The sequence below is a fragment of the Robertkochia solimangrovi genome (genome assembly GCF_007279655.1).
Lineage (GTDB): Bacteria > Bacteroidota > Bacteroidia > Flavobacteriales > Flavobacteriaceae > Robertkochia > Robertkochia solimangrovi.
On record NZ_QKWN01000010.1, the window covers coordinates 1 to 21,742 of the forward strand.

The following is a 21,742-nucleotide window of genomic DNA, read 5'->3' on the forward strand; positions in this document are numbered from 1 at the left end:
GGAGTCACATCGTAACACAGTGAAGCAGTAAACTGTTTTCTGTTTTCCGTTTTCTGTTTTCTGTTTTCCGTTTTCCGTTTTCAGTATACCGTTTTCTGTTTTTCTTATTCAATTATTATCGTATTTTAGGATCAGACCAACTAACTAACGGATTACATGGCCACGATTCAAATTCAGGATAAGGTAAACTTCCGGCTGATCATCGCCGGAATTATTTTTTTTATAGGTTTCATAAGCTTTTTTGATCTCCAACCCGGAGAACCCCAAGTTACCTTTACCGCCGCCATTGGTATATTAATGGCTTTTTGGTGGATCACTGAAGCGATTCCTATCGGTGCCACTTCCCTGCTCCCCCTTGTACTGTTTCCTTTTATGGGGGTTATGGATGGAAAAGTGGTTGCTGAAAGCTATATCAACTATATTATATTCCTGTATATCGGCGGATTTATCATGGCATTAAGCATTGAACGCTGGCATCTCCATAAACGAATCGCTTTAAAGATCCTTTCGCTACTCGGGGGAAGTCCTTTACGTATCCTGAGCGGATTTATGCTTGCTTCCGGAATTTTGTCTATGTGGATGAGCAACACCGCAACAGCCATGATGATGCTTCCCATCGCATTTTCGGTGATTCATACCTTGGAGAACATCTATAGTGAAGCGAATACACAAAAATTTGCATCGGGTCTGTTGCTGGGTATTGCCTATGGTTGTTCCATCGGTGGTATCGCAACTCTGGTGGGCACCCCTCCCAATCTATCCTTTGTAAGAATCTATGATATTATGTTTCCTCATGCTGATCCTATAAGTTTTGGAAACTGGTTTGTTTTTGCAGTTCCGCTCGCTTTCATACTTTTCATTTTCACATTATGGTATCTGTATATGATTTATAAACCGGGAAAGGAATTCAAACCTTTACCAGGGTCCTTTTTTAAGGAAGAGTATAACAAACTAGGACGCATGACTCCCGAGGAAAAGCGTGTTTTCCTACTATTCAATATACTTGTCTTTCTATGGATATTCCGATCTGATATCACTATAGGCAATTTTGTTTTACCAGGTTGGAGTCGATTTTTTTCGCAAGCCTCATTTATTAACGATGGAAGCATCGCTATTTTTGTCGCCCTCCTTTTATTCATTCTTCCTTCCTCTAAAAAAGACCGGGCATTAGCCGACTGGAAAATAGCTTCGGGTATACCCTGGCATATCGTTTTGCTATTTGGAGGAGGGTTTGCACTGGCTTCAGGGTTTATGAAAAGCGGACTTTCCGATTATCTCGGGCATTTCCTGGTGACACATCTAAATACAGGCACTGAAGGTTTTATGATAATGAATACGGCATTGATGAGTATTCTTACCGAATTCACCAGTAATACAGCAACAACCGAGATGATGTTACCCATCGTTGGCGGCCTCGCAAAGGAATTAGGCACAGATCCCCTTCTACTAATGATCCCTGTTACACTGGCAGGATCTATGGCCTTTATGTTCCCGATCGCCACCCCACCTAATGCGATAATCTTCGGCGCCTCCAAACTTACGATCAAACAAATGGCCTTTACAGGATTTCTGCTGAATATCGTAGCAGTATTACTGATCTGTGTCTTCACGATCTTTTGGGGAGCTATGATCTTTGGGTATTCAGCCTAATATCTATGAGATGTTGAATCTTCTCCCTCCCAAAGGTTTGATACAAAAGGAGATTTTTACTTGTGTTCATAATTGAAAATTTAAAAAACGGCAACTTTATTACTACAGCGCGTGCCGGGCGCTAAAATTGCCGTTTTTTGTCAGCTCGATATTATGTATCCGATAATTTATATATCCAGGCTATCGAAGATCTCTCTGATCTCTTTACTGGAAGGTCTTGGAGCATCACTATCAAGGATCTTCCCTTCCTTATCAAGTAAAATGAATCTCGGAATACCATTGATATAATAATCCTGTACGAATTTTGACTTCCATGCATTATCCGCGAGAAGTTGAATTCCGCCAAGTTCCTTTTCATTTACCATATTCACCCATTTATCATGGTCTTTTGCCTCATCGATGGATATACTCACAAAATGTATATCTTTTCCATGATAATCTCCTTCCAAAGTCTTTAGGAAAGGAATCTCATATTTACAAGGTCCGCACCAGGTTGCCCATACATCGATATAAACATATTCTCCTTTAAGCTCTGATAAGGACTTCGAACCTCCTGCATGATTCTCATAACCTGTAAATTCAGGTGATTGTACCCCTTTTTCAATTTTCTTATACTTCTCATAATTTACCTTTGCCGTTTCAAGATGCTCTGTATTTGAAAGTGCTGCTGCCATTTTACTATAATAAGCATCGAGATCATCACTTTTGGCCATATCCGACATCCCATAACGAACGATTAGTTTCTCCCGGATATATTCGTTAGGTACTTCCGTCAGCAAAGCAAGTAATCGGTCGGCACGATTCACATTGACATCATCATCTGCTTCTTCACGCGCCTGGGTCGCATATTTTGAAGAAACCAATTCTCTATATGCATTGGAGAACCTGTAATCGACTTCCTCATGTAAAGAAATCTGATCAATCTGCCCCGTCAACCGTTCAGAGGGCTGATAATCTTCATCTTTAGCGTAATATCTGTGATATGAAGGATATTGTTTCAATGCCATCAGATATTCATATTGAATATTTCTTTTCTCTTTTTCCTTAAAGTCACCAGTAAGTCCACTAATAGTATCCAGCAGTTGTTGCTCTCTCGTTATCACCTGATTAAACTTGGCCATAAAATCAGTTTCCTCTAATTTATAGATCTCAGCACCTTGCTCTGTTAATTCTTCTTCCAATCGACGTCTCTCCAGTAGATACTGGTTAACCGCTATACCCACTCCTGTAATTTCAGGTAACTTTTTACTTTGTGAATCGAAAATGGTCACATCGATATCCATACCATTTTCCAGATAAAGATTTACATAACTTCTCCCAACATATACGTGGTAAAAATCAGAGGGTAAAATTAGTGTGTCTCTGAAGGTGCCATCTTCATTTACATCCAGTGATTTGGAAATACTCCTGTCTCCGTTAAAGAGATTGATCTTTTTGGCCTCATAACCACTCGTTTTTCCGGACAGGATGGTGTATTCGGGTTTAGACGGTTGTTGACACCCCACAAACCCAACAGCTAACAATAATAAGAGAGATTTTTTCATAGGTAAATTTCAGTTTGTCTTTTAATTAATAATTCGAAACCCAATTGCCTACTTATTCCCCCCTTTTCAGATAAAAAAATAGCATCATTCGGTTCCTGTACAGGCATTCCTAAAGAAATGCCATTTATACAAAAACGTTTGACGATTGAAATACCCCTAAATCAATTCGAAATTTTAACGAAAATCAATAAGTTCTGCTAGGATTCTGTTTCCTCCTAATTTTTTACAGGGACCGCTTTATTCAAAACAGGACGTACATTTTCACCGGCATCTGCGAATTTGATCCGAACAGTATCGTTTGCGAAATAAAAAATGTTCTCATACCTATGTGCCTCGGAAAACAAATAATAATCGATATAAAAATAATTGCCCTGGGTCCATCCACCTCTGGCAGCAGCCTTGGTTTGTACATCCTCCAATACAGAAGTCACATATTCTCCGTGTATTCCAAAAGGAATCACCCTGGTAACAATCGAATTTTTGATTCTATCATTATAATGAATCTTAAGTTGCCATACCCCGGATCCGGAAGTGTCGATCTCAAACTTTCTGAGTCCTGTCTCATTTTCTAAAAATTCAAACTCCCTGTTAAAATATACATAACATGAATCCGGAATCTCCTGTAATCCTGATAATCTTGTGGGTTGTTTTGCTGCTTCAAGTTGTTCCTCTAGCTTGAGGTTTGCATCTAAATTCTCCGGTATCGCATTCTCTGAAATTATAGCCGAATTTAAATAATCAAGAAGGCCACCCGGTTCAAAACCGGAACCATAAATGACCATCACAATTTTTTCATCGGGAAAAATGTATAAACGTTGTCCTCCTCTACCCTGACTTTCTATATAGCTTTGATTTCCTTCCCGCAACCACCATAAATAACCATATCCTTCATTTCCGGGAAGTACAACCTGCTTTTTCAGGGAATTCCTGATCCACTTACCCGAGATCATTTGCTTTCCCTTCCACCTGCCATTCTGAAGCACCAGCTCCCCGATAATAGCAAGATCGTCCGACTTTAAATAGAATTCACCAGAAGAATCTCTATATACTTCTTCTCCCGTCCGATATTTAAACGCTGTAATTCCCAAAGGTTCAAAAAGCACTTCTCTGGCATATTCATCTAATTCTTTACCGGTGACCCGGGTTAATATCATGATTAGAATAGCAACTCCAGGAGAACAATAAACAAACTTGGTGCCCGGTTGATCAAAAAGATCTCCGTGAAGCAGATATTCCAAAGTAGTTTCTTCTTTGAGAAAACGGTCAAGAAACCTTTCTCCCTGATCCATACCCGGACAGATTCCGGAACGCATGGTCAGGAGATCCTTAATGGTAATCGAACGTTTAGTATCCGTATCGAACAAGCGCTCTTTATCGGGGAAAAAATTCCTGATCGGCTCATTTTCATTTTTAATGATGCCTTTATCTATCGCTATACCAACCAGTAGTGATACAATACTTTTTGATATAGAAGTTATGGTATGAAGATCATTCGGTTCCTGAGGGTAAAAGTCTGCGTTAAGTATCGTCTTACCATATCTTTTGATCACAATACTATTCACGTTTCGATCCTGAGATCTCAAATGATAGATCATATCAGCGAGAACTCCGGAATCTACTCCAAGCTCTTCAGGAATTACCTGTTCAGTTTCATCTGAAATATTATAAGAATCCTTTTCCCTACTGTTACATCCGGAGAACAATAGGAAAATAATTATAAGTCGTGCGTAGCGCATGCGTTAGTTCAGTTTAGTTTACGCATAACACCGTAGTAAGTTTCTCAGTTAGGTTCCATGAAGGTACATTTTTTCAGATATAAAAAAATGAAAGTTGAAGATATTTCGATTTAACTCATATTTTTAGGAGTGATTGACATTTTAGAAGTCATTTATTAGGGTTAATTGGTCAGATAATCAATCTTCGATAATATTTCTCCTACGCTTAAAAGATTGTTTCCTAAAGATCAGGTTTGGAAAAATCACTCCTACTGCAAGTCCGCACACAATAAAAAATGCCTTAAGACCATTATTCATGGTCTCATATAAAATCGTTTCATGATCATAATCGATTCCTTTTGACAGCGTGATCACCCCGATCATGAAGCGATAAAGAAAAATACCAGGTATTGCAGGAATTACCGCTGGAATAGAAAACACCAATGGAGGTGCCTTTCTCCAATGAGAGATATACACACCTGAAAAACCTACGACAACGGATGCGATCAATGAGGACAAAATGATATTTACCTCAAAAATTTGCATTGCAGTATTTCGGATGAATATTACCATAAACCCCAAACTAAAAATGGAGAGTAGCGTTCGCTTAGGCACATTGAATAAAATGGCAAAACCGACTGCGGCAAATCCACCCGGGATGCTTTTGAGAATAATGTAAAGAAATTCGCTCATATCAAAAATGATATATTAAAATTGAAATGGTCATACCCAAGGCGATCATAAATGCGATCAACATGGCATGTGTAGCCCTGATCAGGCCATTCAGTAAGTTACCTTCGAAAAGATCTGTAACGGTGTTGATCAGTGGTACCCCCGGAATAAGAAACAATACGCAGGAAGCAAAAGCTGCACTATAGCCTTCTTCCGGAAATGTACTTCTGAACAAACCTGCCAGAAGCGTTGCCAACAGGGCGGCGAAAAAAACACAGAGATACTGATTAAATTCTAATTTGAAACTTTCCTGTTTTATATAGAGTCCTGCGATCGTAGCGAACATTGCAACGCCCATTGCACTGTAATTTCCACCTGAAAAATAGCAGAAACAAGCATCTGCAAAACCAACAGCAAATAATACAATTATTCTCGGATAATGCGGTAATGCCTTTAGCCTTTTTAATTCCTCCTCTACCTGGGCTACCGTCCAGTTATTCTCCTTTAAACGCCAGGTCATTCTGCTTATATCGGATACCAATGTAAAATTAACACCCTGAGGAGGTGTCCTTTTCAACCTGCTGAACTGAAGCTCATTAACAGGATCACTTACAGTGATAGTAAGGACACTGTGGGTTATAAATAAATCAGCTTCCATGCCGTAATGTGTAGCAACCCTGTCGACGATCATCCGCGTACGGGATGTGGAAGCTCCGGAACTCATCAATGCTATCCCGATATTTAGCAATACCGTTCCCAATTCCTGTATAACTTCAGAAGAAGGACTTTTAATAGTACTAACAGACAAGATAAAATTTTGTTTAAGATTCAAAAACTCCGAAAATAGTCCTCGATATTTGAACTTGAACGAAGGACTAAAATACTGTAAAAATTCTTTAGTAAATATACGAAACACAGTTGATCTCCTCCTTAAAAAGAAGGTATTAGTTATGGATTATGAGTTAAGAGTTAAGAGTTAAGAATTGAGAATTGAGAATTGAGAATTGAGAATTAAGAATTAAGAATGATTATGTATCACGGTAAACAGCGTATTGCTTCACTGTGTTACAATTTGACTCCGTAACAGGCAACCCAGTAACTCTGTAACCCTGTAACAAAAAACGGTGTACAGTAAACAGATTCCTGCATTACTGCTTACCTGCTTCAAAAGGTAACCTGTAACAACGTAACTCAAATTAATTGAGTTAAGGGTTTATCAGTACGGAAGCTGAATAAACCCGTTCGAGCTTCCATAGCTCCAAGTTCTGTGTTCTTTTCAGGATCAGATCCGGGTATAAATTAGGTAGTTCACTACGCAACAGGAGATGCTCGTCATCATGATCTGAAACCAGCCTAAGGCAGATCCCGGTCCGCGGTGAAATAACGATACAACACACATTAATCAAGTTTTCATCAGGCTTCGGAATAAGTCTGCTCACAATAGCATAGTCATCTTTGGTTATATGAGGAAATAAGCCATTGTCAGGAATACTGAACATACGATCTGCCGCTCCGGTTACTGCCGGAAGTCTGACTTTAGGCATTTCTTCTACCCATACAGATTCCCCTCCGAACTGGAGATAAATAGTAAAATATGCACGAGAGATTAATGGAATCTCCTTCAACAAGCTTTCGGAATTGATGGATTTTAATGCCCGAATCCTTTCGCTTAAAGCTTCATGAGATTCATCAGGGAGTTTTTGTGCATAATTATAGGCTTTCGATATCATTGTTCCTCTACCCGTAAGCAGCCAATCAGCTGAGATCTCAGGAAAGCGTTGTAAAATCTTCATAAGGGTCTCATCCTTAAGATTAGACTTCCTTTTTAAGGCAATCTGCAAGGAATTAGAAGACATGCCTGTTTCTCTTTCAAATGCACTTACAGACATATTCCTTTGGGTGATTAACTGTCTTACTCGTTGAATCGGTTTCATAAGTTACAATATAAGAAATGTAAATTATTTTCTATAAAAAGTAGTCTAAATATTTTGAAAACCGGAAGAGTGTTAATACATTTGTTGCTAAACGAACAACAGGTACTAACAATTTTCAGCGATGCGAACAAAGGGTTAAAACTATTATTAACTATAACACCCAATGTCAAATGCATCATTATTTAAACCTTCCCGAAAATTCCGGTGATACGAACGTATTGCGCGAAATTTGTGAATTTATCATCTGTAAATCAGATCCAGACACCATCTTCTATTCAGAAGAGACCACCGGAAATAAAAAAAATTTTCTGGTCGTGGCATATTTGAAAACCTCCGTTTCTGAAGACAACCTTCTTTTCCAGGAAATTTCAAAGAAGTATCCAAAACACCTGATTGCCGGCTTTACCATCGATCATACTGAAAAACAACTGGATCGTGGAAATCTGTTCTTTACGGCCAACTGTAACTTAGGTAAAATGTTATATCACAATGAAATTTCAGATCATTATTTTGGTCCTGAATTTCTGAACACCTCCGAGCTGTTACGAAGGGCCCGGTATTTCTTTGATCTGGAGCATAAACGTATCAACGCTTTTACTGAAGGCGCAGCATTTTACTTAAAATCGGGCAATTTGGCAAATGCAATGTTATCCCTTCATAATGCAGGTGAGATTCTATTAACCCAAATGGAAATGATCTTAATGGGTGATCGCCTTTTTAGCCATAGTCTTCTCGAACATTCAAGATTTATAAACCGGTATCCGGGTAGATTTCCATTTTTGTTCGAAGCATCTGAAATCACTACCGATCAACTATTGCTCGCCCTTGACAATGCTTTTATAACCGTCCGTTATGGTGAAGAATATAAGCTTCCCGAAAATCTACACGATAATGCTTTAAAATTCATCAGAGAACTTCATAAATCAGTGGTTGCTCTATTTACACGAAAGCATGAACATTGTGTTCAAATCAATAAATTAAAAAACTGAAATTGAACATACATAGAACATCGGTCTTCTGATATAGTCTTGACCAAATTAATCAAGTAGTATTTTCCGAACACCGATGTTCTATGTTATTAATTAAGGATTAAGAATTATGGATTATGGGTTCTGGATTATGGGTTCTGGATTAAGAATTAAGGGTTATGAATTTTGGGTTATGAATTATGGATGAATTGAGAATTGATTTGAATGAATGCTAACAACCTTTTTACTGCTTCACTGCTTCACAAGGTAACATGTAACAGCGTAACATATATTAATTGAAAATTGATTTGAATAGATTATGGATGAAGAATTAAGAATTATGGATGAAGAATTAAGGATTATGGGTTATGGATTATGGATGAATTGAGAATTGAGAATTGAAAATTGATTTGAATGGATTATGGATTGTGGATTGAAAATTTTAGTCGGGCCAATGGCACGTATTCGTTGAAACCTGATATATCTTGGAGAGTTGCAAAAAAAAAACCAGCCTAAAGGCCGGTTTCTTCTTTATTTTTTTGATTCTTCAACCGATACTTTTCGGAATTCCTTGAAGAGTTTGCTTAGTTCCAGAGCAGACTTACGTGCTCTTGTTCCAGCAGCCTTATTTCCTTTTTCAGCTTGTAAAGCAGATTCAGTCTTAAAAGTCTCGAATTCCGCATCGATCTTGTTCAATAGGTCTTTCATAAATTAAAATTTAGTATTACGTGAGGCAAGATAACTAATTGTTTTAGAAATGCCCACTGTGATTTCTATTCTGATTTTTTTATATTAACCCGTGTTATACAGCATAAAAGGGGATTTTTCCTGTCTTTTATAGGGTGAAAATTTCGAACTAATCTCCCATAAACAACCCCAAATCCATCGACATTTTTAAAATGAGTTTTTAGATATATACTCCTGAAAATCATCACGATAACTCTCGGAAACTGTGATTCTCTTTCCTTGTATAACCACCTGATTTCGTTCGATTTCATCTATTTTATCCAGGGCTATCACAAAAGAACGATGAATACGCATAAATCGCTTTTCAGGTAGTTCTTCGAAGATAGATTTAAGACTTTTTAGGGTCAAAATAGGTTTTTGCTGATCTTTCAGGTAAATTTTTATATAATCTTTCAACCCTTCAAAGTACAGAATATCATCAATTCTGATCTTTAATTGACGATATTCCGACCGTACAAAAAGGTATTCCTTTGCCGGTTTTCTTTCACCACCAGAATCCTGATTATTTCGTTCTGTTATCTGATACCAATCCAAAGCCTTGCTCGCAGCGGCCAGAAATTCGGTATAATCAAATGGTTTTAATAAATAATCCAGGGCATCTACCTTATAACCTTCGATAGCATATTGATCGAAAGCGGTGGTAAAAATAAGACGTGCTTTTCCTTTCAACGTTCGCGAAAAATCAAGGCCGTTCAGGTCTGGCATCTGAATATCCATAAAAATCAGGTCTATATTCTCTTCTTTAAGCAACTGCATAGCTTCAAAAGCATTATTGCATTTCCCTGCGAGCTTTAAAAAAGGAGTTTTTAATACATAGCTCTCAATTAGATCTAAAGCCATCGGTTCGTCGTCTACCACAATGCAATTGAGTTCTTTCATAAAATTATGGATTTCGCTTTGTTACCGGTAATTTCAAATTTACCTCAAAAAATCCATTTTCAGTTTCGGTCTTCAGTACATACTCATCAGGTTCAAATAGCAAATCCAACCTCCTTCTCAAATTCGAGAGTCCGATTCCGGAACCACTTTTATCATCATGCTGTTTAGGAAAAGAAGTGTTCTCCACTCTAGCATGTAATACCCCATTCTCAATGGTTATTTTTATATGGACTTCCGATTGAGCCGTCGCTGATATCCCATGCTTAAATGCATTTTCGATCAAACTGATCAATAATAGTGGGGGGATGCTGATATCATGTGCGGCTAATGGTAATTCGTAGTCTATGATGGTACCTGCAGGAACCCTTAAACGCATCAATTCGATATAGCGTTGAATAAAGTCCATTTCTCTACTCACGGTAACTTTGGTAACATCCGTCTCATACAACAGATATCTCATGAGTTTGCCAAGACTATGAATTGCAGATTTTGCACCCTCAGGTGCGGTGTCCACCATTGCGTAAATATTGTTGAGGGAGTTGAAAAAGAAATGTGGTTGAATCTGATAACGCAGCGTTTGCAGATCTGATTCCAGTTTCATTTTCTGAGCCTCCTTCCTATCGGATTCAAGCCGCTTCCATCGATCCATCGTTTTCAGCAATACTGCAAAAATGACCGGTACCACAAAGGGCAGACTTTCAAAATAAATAAAGAATTTCTTCGGGGGTGCCACTTTTCTATGCGCATCCGGATCTGTATCCAGTACATCCTTTACATTGATGATTAAAAACACAAACACTGCGATCATCAGTACATTTACCCCGAAGTAAACCAGATGTTTCTTTTTGAAGAGATATTGTTCGACCAAAAGAAAATAGTTGATGTAAAATACTATGGCATAGCAGAGAATCGGAAACCAACTATGGGCTGCAATTCTTTCTATACTTATATCCTGTGGAGCGAGCACGTAGGGGAAGACCAAAAGGATCGTCCATACCAGCAGATGTAACAGTATCGGCAGATATCGGTTGTTTTTACTAATCATAATTCATCATTCATAGCGTAATGCATTGATAGGATCCAGCGCAGCAGCTTTTCTTGCAGGATACCACCCAAAGAATATACCTGTTATCGCACATACGGCAAAAGATACGAAAATAGAATAAGTCGTAATAATCACCGGCCACATCAAAATCTTTTCGATGATCTGTGTTACACCTATACCCAGTAAAGCACCAATGATACCTCCCGTTACACTTATCAGTATCGCTTCGATCAGGAACTGCACCAGAATGTCAGAACCTTTAGCTCCTACCGCCATTCTCAGTCCAATTTCCCGGGTCCTTTCTTTTACTGAAACATACATAATGTTCATAATTCCAATACCACCGATAAATAGTGAGATTCCGGCTATGGCCACTAAAAGTACCGTAAGCATCTCACTGGTACTGCTGAACGTAGAAATAAGTTGTTCCATTGACATCACATTGAAGTCATCTTCCTGAAATTCTCCGATATTGTGACGCTCCCTTAAAAGTTCACTGATCTGATCTACCGCATCCGGTGCCGTGTCTTCACTAATCGCTGATGCGACGATACTTTGCACGTAGGTGATTGCCAATATTCGCTTTTGAACCGTGGTATAAGGTGCGAGAATAATATCATCCTGATCTTGTCCGAATGTATTCTCTCCCTTAGCCTCAAGAACACCGATCACCTTAAAAGGAATCTTATTGAATCGGATGGTCTTACCCAAAGGATCCTCTCCGTCCGGAAAAAGATTTTCAACAACAGTTTGTCCGATCACCGCTACCTTAGCAGAACTATTAACTTCTGCCTCGGTAAACATGCTTCCTTCAGCGATCTTCAGCACGCGAATATCGATATAACCCGGAGCGACTCCATATAAAGTAGAAGGCCAGTTATTTGATCCGTAGATCACCTGTCCCTGACCGTTCACCACAGGAGAGACTTCGGTTATGGCATCCACGTCCTTTTCCATTGCCAGATAATCTTCGAGCTTCAGGGTTTGCTGACTGGAAGGATTCGTTCGTACACCACCCTGAAAACCAGCTCCCGGCCTGATGGTGATCATGTTCGATCCCATACTCGAGATCTGCTCTTTGATGCTTTCTTTAGAACCTTCACCGATAGCGAGCATCGCAATCACTGAAGCAACACCGATGATGACACCGAGCATGGTCAGTAAAGCTCTTACCTTATTTTGCTGTATCGCATTCCACGATATCTTTAATAAATTTAGTACTCTCATTTTAAACGGGTTTTGGCAATTCAGCCAGGTGATCTGCGGCTATCCATATATCATCATTATAGGTATCAGATACTTTATAACCATCTTTCAATACTATGGTCCTGCTACTGAAACTCGCAATATCCTCTTCGTGTGTCACAAATACAATGGTCTTTCCCTGTGCATTCAGATCCTGAAAAAGCGACATGATCTCGTAGGAAGTTCGCGTATCGAGGTTACCTGTAGCCTCATCAGCTAGAATAACCACCGGATCGTTTATCAGTGATCTGGCGATCGCAACACGCTGTTGCTGTCCACCGGATAACTGCGCTGGCGTATGATCGAGACGTTCTCCAAGTCCGACCATTTTTAAAGCTTCAACAGCCCTGTGTCTTCTTTCATCCGTAGATACCCTGCTATTATATAACAGGGGTAATTCTACATTTTCTATCGCAGTCGTTCTTGGTAAGAGGTTATAAGATTGAAATATAAACCCGATCTTTTTATTTCTTATTTCAGCCAGTTCGTTTCGGGTCATTTGTTCTACCGGAATACCATCTATTTCATAGACTCCTGTAGTTGCCTGATCCAGACAGCCCAGGATATTCAACATGGTACTTTTTCCGGAGCCACTGGAACCCATGATCGTAACGAACTCTCCTTTATGAATGTCAAAACTTACCCCTTTCAGAGCCTGCACGACCTCCTGTCCCATGCGAAACTCTCGTTTCAATTCGTGCAGATGTAATATTCCTTTGTCCATTATTTCGAAGATTTCGATTTATCATTATTTCTTCCCGGCGGTTTCGGCATAAAAGGACTACCCCCAGATCCGGTATCAGTACTTACCTCGACATTTCTGCTCAAATCATAAACTACCTGTTCGCCGGCTTCTAAACCGGACTTGATCTCTACATTGATACCGTCACTCACCCCTGTAGTTACCGGAGTGGGATGAATCATTCTATCGGCATTCATCACCCATACCATCTTTTGATCCTCTTGTGATGGAGCTTCCGGTGAGGCACCAACGTCATCAGGGCGAGATGAATTTCCTGTCATCAATCCTTCCTGCAATCTATAAGCGTTCATCATTTCTGTACCAGGGTGAAAGTTCATCGCCTTCGCTTCGAGTGTTAATATATCATTGAGTTCTTTGGTATAAATACTTACAGTTGCGGTTAGCCCGGGCTTTAGTTTGAATTCAGGATTCCCTGCATGTATAATAACTTTATAGGTAATCACACTCTCCTCCTCTGTGGGATCCAGACGTACCTGAGTAACTTCTCCTTCAAATACAGAATTCGGATAGGCATCCACGGTGAATGTTACCCGTTGTCCTTCTTTTACATCTCCTATATCAGCTTCATCGACATTGGCTTCTACCTGCATTTTACTCAGATCTTCAGCAATTGTAAATAAGGTTGGTGCTTCAAAACTTGCAGCCACCGTTTGTCCTTCATCGACCTCTCGGGAAAGAATCACACCATCTATAGGAGAGTAGATGGTTGCATAGCTCAGATTCGTCCTTGCTTTTTGCAGATCTGACTTAGTTTGAGTTACATTACTTTTTGCATTCAGATAATTATAATTGGCTTCATCATAATCTGCCTGACTGATCACTTCCTGTTCAAAAAGAGTTTTCTGACGCTTATAGATTCCTTCCCTGTAATTAAGTTCATTAAGGGCATTTTCATAGGTTGCCTTGGATTGTTCCAAAGTTGCCAGCAAATTGGTCTTATCGATCTCTGCGATCAAATCCCCCTTTTTTACGACGCTGTTATAATCGGCATACAGTTTTGAAACCTCTCCGGAAACCTGGGTACCTACCGATACGGTTTTTAAAGGCTCAATGGTGCCTGTTGCGGTGACCACAGTGGCGATACTTCCTTTTTTCACAGGTACCGTACTCACGGTGACCGGTGCCTCTGTATCATTCGCTAAAAAAATATACGCTACGGCAGCTAATACGATAATTCCGATTCCTCCGTAAACTAATTTTCGGGATTTTTGTTTTCCTTTCATCACGTTATAATTTGATTGGATTTCCTTTATAAAACTCAAGCAGTTCTGAATAGAGAATGCTGAGGTATTTTGACTGAATATAATTTTGAGTTGAATTGGTATAAGTATTCTGACTTACGATTAGATCGGTCATACTGATCTGGCCTACATCGAATTGTTTTTGCGCCAAACTATAAGACTGTTCTGCAGCATCCTGTGCAGCCAAAGATGCACTCAACTGTTCCTGAGCCGCCAACGCATTTCTCCAGGCTGTATCGATCTTTTCGAACATTGCCTTCTCTTCAGATTGTCTGGAGATCTTAGCCTGCTCCAAAGCGATCTTAGCATTTTCAAGTTTCGCTTTGTTTGTACCTTTACTGAAGATCGGGATGTTGAGTGACAGACTAACACGTTGATTAAAATTACCCTCGAACTGATCATAGAAAGCAAGATCCTGAGTATTCGTATAACCGGTACTTACACTCCCTCCAAGATTCAGGCTGGGAAGATAACCACCCTTCGCTATCTGTATGTCCTTTTCCGCTACTTCAACATCAAGATCACTGGCCTTAATCTCTGGCTGTATCTCCATGGCAGTGCGGAAGATCTCATTCTTTTCCTCCAGTACTTTTGCCCCATTATCCAAAAGATCCGGCTCCTGAATATCGAATTCGATCTCAGGTCCGAGTTCGAGCATTTGTTTCAGCATCAATACCTGCGCCTGATAATTGTTCTTTGCTTCGATTAGATTATATTGATTCGTAGCCATCTGTGAAACTGCGTCGGCATAGTCACGTTTGGCAATTGCACCGGCTTCATATCTCGCCTTTGCAATTTCCGATTCTCTGGAAGAACTTTCCAGTGTATTCTCGGCAACATTGATAGCTTCCTTAGCATATAGCGCCTGCAGATACGATTCGAGAATGCTCAGACTTACATCATTTTCCGCGGCTTTAACGAAAAAAGAGTTCTGATTCAACAGCAAATTATTCTGTGCGATCTGGTTATTTAACTGACTCCCCTGATATAAAGTGACCTGGGTATTCAAACCAACACTGGTTGACCAAATCTGTTGATTAACAAAATCGCTGGTAATCGGGTCAATACTCGTACCATTGGTAAAACTTTCAGAAACAGCCCCTGACAAAGAAGGTAATCTGCTTTGTTTCGATTCCTTAAGATTCACCTCTGCACTCTGAAAGCTGAGCTTTGCACTGAGCACGTTAAGATTATTGTCCAATGCATAGGACAAGCACTCTTCAAAAGTCCACACCTCTTTCGTTGCCGGATCTATGGATGTTCGCTGTTCCTGACCGTACCCCAGAAAGAACCCGAGTACTGCAACAAGACTTAAAATTTTGATTTTAGAACACATATTTTATACTTAAAAAGTTTGATTGGAACCACCTGTATCACTTTTACGCTATAGGGAAACCAGGAGTTTCATAGTTTCATTTAAAAAAATACAACACACTGATTTATAGAATGTAATTGAATTTCAATACGAAATAACTGCATAAACGGGACCTATGTAGTATAGAATAGAAGTACCGGGGAATCACGTCGGCGTTCAGGATCATTGTATCGATGAAATATTTCAGTTCCATCGGCGGAATGGATCTATCACATGATGAATTATAAACCACCCTGTGAAGAAATTATCTTACAATATTGTGAATTCTTACAGGAATAAATCGTCAGAATTCTTTATAATTGTATTGCCTTAAACCATCTGTATTTCAATCAATTTTTAATATGATTTTGGGTTAGGCAATATTTCAATTTCCAAACCATACCATAAATGCTACTTAAGAAGATCGTATTACTCTTTTTACTATCCATTACAGTGATCAGCTGTAATGAGGAATCACAGACGACACAAGAACAAAAGGACAATCTGTTCAATTACAGGGAATATATTTCAGAGGTATCGCCCGGACTGATCTCGTCCTGGTCGGATATTCGCATAGTGCTTCATACACCTGTACAGGGCTGGACCAAGGATATGCAGCTGGATGATGATCTACTAACCATCAAACCCCGTGTTAAAGGGAAGGTCGTGGCTCTGAATAATCAAACCATCGCCTTTATTCCTGCAGAAAAATTGACCGGTGACACGGAATATACGTTGCTATTCGATCTCAAATCCATCAGACCCGATGTCGGAGAAGAACTGGAGGAATTCACTTTTCATGTTAAGACCATCAAGCAGCAATTCAGTGTCAATACCGATGAAATTCAATCATATGACAGCGATTTTCAGTATATGACGGGAATTTTCAGAAGTAGTGATAAACTTACTGCTGAAACCGCCCAACAACTTATAAGCGTACATCAGGGTGATAAGGAATTAAAAGTCAAATTCGACAATCTCTCCGATACCGGAACACAACTTCACTTTACGATAGACAGTATCCAAAGATTTGTGGATGATTCTGAAATATTAGTAACCTGGGATGGAAAACCAGCCCATATCGATAGCCAGGGAAGTGCAACCGTAAAAATTCCGGGTAAAAACAATTTTACAGTGATCGATGTCGATGTGATCGACGGAAAAGAACAATTCATACGCATAAATTTCTCCAATCCTCTTAAAAAAGGACAGCAATTCGATGGTCTGGTAGTACTGGAAAACACTGAAAAACTGAGATTTTCAGTATCCGGAAACATATTAAGAGTATATACGGGTAAAAGGTTATCAGGAACCAACAGACTAGAGGTATTTCAGGGAATTGAAAGTGAAGATGGTTATAAACTCAAGCACATTTATAATGAAATGATCGCCTTTGAGCAGATCAAACCTAATGTTCGTTTTCTAAGTAATGCCACCATTCTCCCCTCTTCCACCAATCTGAAGATCAATTTTGAAACCGTTAATCTAAAAGCAATAGATGTAACCGTTATTAAGATTTTCGAGAATAATATTTTACAGTTCTTACAAGTTGAAGATCTCAACGCTCAATCGAATTTGAGACGTGTGGGACGACCGGTAGCAAAGAAAGTTATCCGACTGGATGAGCATATCACGGGTTCCATCGGTAAATGGAGAGCAAGCGCACTGGATCTTTCTGAGATTATTAACCCGGAGCCCGGTGCCATTTACAGGGTTGTATTAGATTTTAAAAAGGAATACAGCACTTATGTGTGTGAAAATACTGCCGGATCAGAAGCCACGCAAGTTTTAGAAGAAGAGATCGATTTCGATGACGCACCCGAGGAATCCAGTTACTGGGACAATGCTGAATATTATGAGAACTGGTCCGGTTATAACTGGAGGGAACGGGATGATCCATGTACGATCTCTTACTACTACGATAAGGAAGTAACCACCAATATTCTGGCAACAGATCTTGGATTAACCGTTAAAAAAGGTGAGAATCTTTCCTATTTCGTGTCGGTAAATGACCTGGTTTCTACCCAGCCCTTACCGGGAGTTGAGGTGACGTTCTATAATTTCCAGCAACAACCTATTGGTAAATCTACCACTGACCAGGATGGATTTGCCATATTTGACAGTCCTTCACCTGCGTTCTTCGCCGTGGCTAGTTCAAATAATCAAAAGACCTATTTAAAACTCGAAGATGGAAATGCACTTTCAGTCAGTAATTTTGACGTTTCCGGCTTTAAACTTAAAAAAGGAATCAAAGGATATATTTATGGAGAACGTGGTGTTTGGAGACCAGGAGATACCCTCTTTCTCTCTTTTATCCTTGATGATAAAGCGAATGACGTCCCCGATAATCATCCTGTAAAATTCGAATTAAGCGATCCTTATGGAAAGGTGATCAAGCGTGAGATCCTTCAAAACGGAATCAATAATTTTTATACGGTCAAGGCCGAAACGGATGCCAATGCTCCGACTGGTAACTGGAGAGCCGATTTTAAAGTTGGAGGTGTCAGCTTCCATAAAATTCTTAAAATTGAAACGATCAAACCCAATCGTTTAAAAATCAAGGCAGCCTTTGAGGAAGATGAACTAAAAGCAGGCAAAGCCGTGAACGGTTCTCTTGAAGTAACCTGGTTACATGGGGCCATTGCCAGAAATCTCAAGGCAGATATCAATGCAAAATTCACGGGACAGTCAACCACCTTCTCAAAATTTAATGATTTCACCTTTGACGATCCCACACGGAAATTCAAAACAGAAGAACTGGAGATCTTCAAAGGTAAGATCGATAATGAGGGGAAGGCTGATTTTACGGTCAATCCTCAGCTCACCTCCAAGGCCCCCGGTAAATTAAAAGCTTCCTTTATCACCAAGGTTTATGAGAACGGTGGTGATTTTAGCACCGATGTCTTCTCGGAAACCTATTCGCCCTATCAATCGTATGTTGGAATCAAAGCGCCGAAAGGGGACCGAACACGTGGTATGTTACTCACGGATACGCCCCACAGATTTCAGGTCGCTGCCGTGAACGAAGATGGTTCACCCAGATCTGCAAAAGGTCTGAAAGTAAATATCTATAAGATCGACTGGCGCTGGTGGTGGAATACTTCCGAGGAGAATTTTGCAACCTTTAATTCTGAAAGTTATCACGATAAGGTATTCAATACAACTGTATCCACCGGTAGTGATGGCCATGGTGAATTCAAATTTGAAATAAAATATCCTGCCTGGGGTCGATATCTGGTTCATGTAGAGGATCCGGTGAGCGGTCATACCACTGGAAAAGTGATCTATATCGATTGGCCGGGTTGGGCAGGTAAATCGCAAAAGAACGATCCGACAGCAGCAACTATGTTGGTCTTCTCAACCGACAAGGACACCTATCAGCCTGGTGATAAGGCGGTGATCACCTTTCCCAGCAGTGAAGACAGCCGGGCACTGCTTACCGTTGAGAATGGTACTGAAGTTATCGACGCAATGTGGATTCCTACAGTAAATGGAGAAACTAAATATGAACTACCTGTCAAGAACAATTATACGCCGAATGTTTATATTCATATAAGCCTTTTACAACCCCATGCGAATACCCTTAACGACAATCCGATCCGAATGTATGGCGTGGTACCCATCAAGGTAAACGATCCGGAAACGATTCTGGAACCAGTTATTTCCATGCCGGAAGTTTTGAGACCTGAAGAAAAGGTGACCATTGAAGTTTCTGAAAAAAATGGTAGGGAAATGACCTATACCGTCGCTGTGGTTGACGAAGGACTTCTTGATCTTACCCGATTCAAGACTCCGGATCCATGGAGTACCTTCTACGCAAGACAAGCATTGGGTGTTAAAACCTGGGATATCTATGATGATGTCATCGGAGCCTTTGGTGGCAGGATCGATCAGGTATTCAGTATCGGTGGTGATGAATCTCTTGCAGGTGCGAAAAACAAGAAAGCAAATCGATTTGAACCCATGGTCAGATATTTAGGTCCATTTCATTTAGCCAAAGGTAAAACCGCTGAGCACACGCTCAAAATTCCAAAGTATATCGGTTCCGTAAGAACCATGGTCATCGCCGGAGATATTAATTCAGGGGCTTTTGGAAATTCAGAAGTTGCCACTCCGGTTCGTAAACCCCTGATGGTATTAGCATCCCTTCCGCGCAAAGTAACTCCGGGTGAGACCGTGACCTTACCGGTTACTGTATTCGCTATGGAATCCAAAGTTAAGAATGCCAGTGTACGTATAAAGTCGAACAATGCTTTTGAGAATGTGGGTGAGACTGTGCAATCCATTTCATTTGCGCAACCGGATGAAAAAATGACCTATTTCGAACTGAAGATCAAAGAGGGGCAGCCGATCGGAAAAATCACAGTTGAAGTTTCCGGAAATGGTGAAAAAGCAAGTTATGATGTTGAAGTGGATGTAGTAAATCCGAATCCTGTCAGTTCAGAGATCAATGCTTTAATCCTGGAACCGGGTACCTCTCAGGAAATACCGGTAACAACCTTTGGTATTGTCGGAAGTAATTCCGGTTCAATCACCTTTTCCACGTTACCTTCCATGAATTTGTCGAAAAGATTATCCTATCTTATCAACTATCCACATGGATGTGTTGAGCAAACGACCTCAGCAGCTTTTCCTCAATTATTTTTAAGTGCTATCACCGATCTGACACAAAAGGAAAAGCAGGCGATCGATAAAAACATTAAAGATGCTATCAACAGACTCAGAAACTTTCAGTTACCCGGCGGCGGATTCTCCTATTGGGCCGGACAAGGAACGGTTAGTGACTGGGGAACGTCCTATGCAGGCCATTTCCTGCTGGAAGCTGAAAAGAAAGGTTATGTGTTACCTATAGGATTTAAATCTTCCTGGATAGATCACCAACGTCTTGAAGCCAAACGCTGGAGAAACAGTTTGGATAAAAATGGGTTATCTCAGGCCTATCGATTGTTCACTCTTGCACTGGCCGGTCAAGCAGATATCTCTTCGATGAACCGACTTAGGGAGACTCCGGGAATTTCTAATGATGCCCGTCATCGTCTGGCAGCTGCCTATGCGATGATCGGACAAAAGTCTGCAGCATCCGAGATCTATAAAACTGTCAATACAGATTTTATACCGGTTAAGTATGATTACTTCACTTATGGCGATGCAAACAGAAACCGTGCAATGGCATTGGAAACACTGATTCTACTCGATCAAAAAGAGGAAAGCCGCGAAATGGCGGAGCAAGTAGCCGGGGCACTCGATGAAAATCGCTGGATGAGCACACAAACCACCGCATATTCCTTGCTGAGTATGGCAAAATTTGCGGCCTATATCGGTGGCAAGGAAATCAAAGCTTCCTATACCCTCAATGGTAAGAATGAATCGGTCAGTACGACCCGATCGATCGCGCTGCGACCGATGGAAATAAACGACTCTAATAACACGCTCAAAGTTAAGAATGAAGGTTCTGCCACGCTTTTCATCAATGTCCTGACCACAGGAATATTACCGGTAGGAGAAGAGCAGGTAACGGAACGAAATCTTAAGGCGGTTGTTACCTATAAAGGAAAAGACGGAACCCTGTTATCCATAGATAACCTCATGCAGGGTACCGATTTCATTGCAGAGGTCACGATATCGAATCTTAAGGGTGTTGACATCCAAGATGTTGCCTTAACTGAGATCTTTCCGAGTGGATGGGAGATCGTTAACACGCGATTCACAGATTTTGGAGATTTTGCAGAAAATCCTGCCGACCACACCGATCTAAGAGATGATCGTGCCATGTTCTACTTTGATCTGAAATCACGGGAAACCAAAACCTTCAGAATCTTGTTGAATGCATCCTATCTGGGTACTTACTATCTTCCCGGAGTGCAGGCAGACGCCATGTATGACAATGAATATTCAGTAAGAACAAGTGGACGTTGGATAAAAGTCATTCCCTAGGAATTACTGAACAGGATGATCGTTACGGATGGTGAAAGATGGATTAAAATA

The 21,742-nt window shown here is 40.2% G+C and carries 15 protein-coding genes; 3 read left to right on the plus strand and 12 right to left on the minus strand.

The window, feature by feature from the left end:
* Positions 1-156: 156 nt before the first annotated feature.
* Positions 157-1,650 (plus strand): SLC13 family permease, encoded by a 1,494-nt coding sequence (locus DMZ48_RS13910; protein ID WP_143955771.1) that lies wholly within the window; start codon positions 157-159, stop codon positions 1,648-1,650.
* Positions 1,651-1,817: 167 nt separating this feature from the next.
* On the opposite strand, the gene DMZ48_RS13915 is transcribed toward DMZ48_RS13910, so the two are convergent.
* The 5 genes from DMZ48_RS13915 to DMZ48_RS13935 all read right to left on the minus strand — a co-directional run bounded on the left by DMZ48_RS13915 (position 1,818) and on the right by DMZ48_RS13935 (position 7,515).
* On the minus strand, positions 1,818-3,194 hold the full coding sequence (locus DMZ48_RS13915; protein ID WP_143955772.1) for a TlpA family protein disulfide reductase: 1,377 nt from the start codon (positions 3,192-3,194) through the stop codon (positions 1,818-1,820).
* 215 nt (positions 3,195-3,409) lie between these two features.
* Positions 3,410-4,930, minus strand: coding sequence for a serine hydrolase domain-containing protein (locus tag DMZ48_RS13920; protein WP_143955773.1), 1,521 nt, complete (start codon positions 4,928-4,930; stop codon positions 3,410-3,412).
* A 177-nt stretch (positions 4,931-5,107) separates the two neighbouring features.
* On the minus strand, positions 5,108-5,602 hold the full coding sequence (locus tag DMZ48_RS13925) for a threonine/serine exporter family protein (protein WP_143955774.1): 495 nt from the start codon (positions 5,600-5,602) through the stop codon (positions 5,108-5,110).
* Position 5,603: 1 nt separating this feature from the next.
* On the minus strand, positions 5,604-6,389 hold the full coding sequence (locus DMZ48_RS13930) for a threonine/serine exporter family protein (RefSeq protein ID WP_143955775.1): 786 nt from the start codon (positions 6,387-6,389) through the stop codon (positions 5,604-5,606).
* Positions 6,390-6,786: 397 nt separating this feature from the next.
* A complete protein-coding gene (locus DMZ48_RS13935; RefSeq protein ID WP_143955776.1) occupies positions 6,787-7,515 on the minus strand; it encodes a helix-turn-helix domain-containing protein in 729 nt (242 codons plus the stop codon).
* A gap of 170 nt (positions 7,516-7,685) precedes the next feature.
* Here DMZ48_RS13935 and DMZ48_RS13940 point away from each other — a divergent pair, with 170 nt between their 5' ends.
* On the plus strand, positions 7,686-8,504 hold the full coding sequence (locus tag DMZ48_RS13940; RefSeq protein WP_143955777.1) for a hypothetical protein: 819 nt from the start codon (positions 7,686-7,688) through the stop codon (positions 8,502-8,504).
* Positions 8,505-9,014: 510 nt separating this feature from the next.
* Here DMZ48_RS13940 and DMZ48_RS13945 read toward each other — a convergent pair.
* From DMZ48_RS13945 to DMZ48_RS13975, 7 genes are all read right to left on the minus strand, one after another.
* Positions 9,015-9,191 (minus strand): histone H1, encoded by a 177-nt coding sequence (locus DMZ48_RS13945; RefSeq protein ID WP_143955778.1) that lies wholly within the window; start codon positions 9,189-9,191, stop codon positions 9,015-9,017.
* Positions 9,192-9,377: 186 nt separating this feature from the next.
* On the minus strand, positions 9,378-10,109 hold the full coding sequence (locus tag DMZ48_RS13950) for a LytR/AlgR family response regulator transcription factor (protein WP_143955779.1): 732 nt from the start codon (positions 10,107-10,109) through the stop codon (positions 9,378-9,380).
* A 4-nt stretch (positions 10,110-10,113) separates the two neighbouring features.
* A complete protein-coding gene (locus DMZ48_RS13955; RefSeq protein ID WP_143955780.1) occupies positions 10,114-11,154 on the minus strand; it encodes a sensor histidine kinase in 1,041 nt (346 codons plus the stop codon).
* 6 nt (positions 11,155-11,160) lie between these two features.
* Entirely contained in the window at positions 11,161-12,381 is a 1,221-nt protein-coding gene (locus DMZ48_RS13960) for an ABC transporter permease (RefSeq protein WP_143955781.1), read from the minus strand.
* A 1-nt stretch (position 12,382) separates the two neighbouring features.
* Positions 12,383-13,123 (minus strand): ABC transporter ATP-binding protein, encoded by a 741-nt coding sequence (locus tag DMZ48_RS13965; RefSeq protein ID WP_143955782.1) that lies wholly within the window; start codon positions 13,121-13,123, stop codon positions 12,383-12,385.
* Positions 13,123-14,385 carry an efflux RND transporter periplasmic adaptor subunit gene (locus tag DMZ48_RS13970; RefSeq protein WP_143955783.1) on the minus strand — a complete coding sequence of 421 codons (1,263 nt, stop codon included), beginning with the start codon at positions 14,383-14,385 and terminating at the stop codon, positions 13,123-13,125. Before DMZ48_RS13970 ends, DMZ48_RS13965 begins: the two co-directional genes overlap by 1 nt.
* A 4-nt stretch (positions 14,386-14,389) precedes the next feature.
* Positions 14,390-15,739, minus strand: a complete 1,350-nt coding sequence (locus DMZ48_RS13975; RefSeq protein ID WP_242009213.1) for a TolC family protein — start codon at positions 15,737-15,739, stop codon at positions 14,390-14,392.
* Positions 15,740-16,165: 426 nt separating this feature from the next.
* Here DMZ48_RS13975 and DMZ48_RS13980 point away from each other — a divergent pair, with 426 nt between their 5' ends.
* Entirely contained in the window at positions 16,166-21,691 is a 5,526-nt protein-coding gene (locus DMZ48_RS13980) for an alpha-2-macroglobulin family protein (protein WP_143955784.1), read from the plus strand.
* Positions 21,692-21,742 lie beyond the last annotated feature (51 nt).

Excerpts from the sequence above, each read along its gene's own strand:
- DMZ48_RS13910 (WP_143955771.1), top strand. The coding sequence starts at position 157 with ATGGCCACGATTCAAATTCAGGATAAGGTAAACTTCCGGCTGATCATC.
- DMZ48_RS13915 (WP_143955772.1), bottom strand. The coding sequence starts at position 3,194 with ATGAAAAAATCTCTCTTATTATTGTTAGCTGTTGGGTTTGTGGGGTGT.
- DMZ48_RS13920 (WP_143955773.1), bottom strand. The coding sequence starts at position 4,930 with ATGCGCTACGCACGACTTATAATTATTTTCCTATTGTTCTCCGGATGT.
- DMZ48_RS13925 (WP_143955774.1), bottom strand. The coding sequence starts at position 5,602 with ATGAGCGAATTTCTTTACATTATTCTCAAAAGCATCCCGGGTGGATTT.
- DMZ48_RS13935 (WP_143955776.1), bottom strand. The coding sequence starts at position 7,515 with ATGAAACCGATTCAACGAGTAAGACAGTTAATCACCCAAAGGAATATG.
- DMZ48_RS13940 (WP_143955777.1), top strand. The coding sequence starts at position 7,686 with ATGCATCATTATTTAAACCTTCCCGAAAATTCCGGTGATACGAACGTA.
- DMZ48_RS13945 (WP_143955778.1), bottom strand. The coding sequence starts at position 9,191 with ATGAAAGACCTATTGAACAAGATCGATGCGGAATTCGAGACTTTTAAG.
- DMZ48_RS13950 (WP_143955779.1), bottom strand. The coding sequence starts at position 10,109 with ATGAAAGAACTCAATTGCATTGTGGTAGACGACGAACCGATGGCTTTA.
- DMZ48_RS13955 (WP_143955780.1), bottom strand. The coding sequence starts at position 11,154 with ATGATTAGTAAAAACAACCGATATCTGCCGATACTGTTACATCTGCTG.
- DMZ48_RS13960 (WP_143955781.1), bottom strand. The coding sequence starts at position 12,381 with ATGAGAGTACTAAATTTATTAAAGATATCGTGGAATGCGATACAGCAA.
- DMZ48_RS13965 (WP_143955782.1), bottom strand. The coding sequence starts at position 13,123 with ATGGACAAAGGAATATTACATCTGCACGAATTGAAACGAGAGTTTCGC.
- DMZ48_RS13970 (WP_143955783.1), bottom strand. The coding sequence starts at position 14,385 with ATGAAAGGAAAACAAAAATCCCGAAAATTAGTTTACGGAGGAATCGGA.
- DMZ48_RS13975 (WP_242009213.1), bottom strand. The coding sequence starts at position 15,739 with ATGTGTTCTAAAATCAAAATTTTAAGTCTTGTTGCAGTACTCGGGTTC.
- DMZ48_RS13980 (WP_143955784.1), top strand. The coding sequence starts at position 16,166 with ATGCTACTTAAGAAGATCGTATTACTCTTTTTACTATCCATTACAGTG.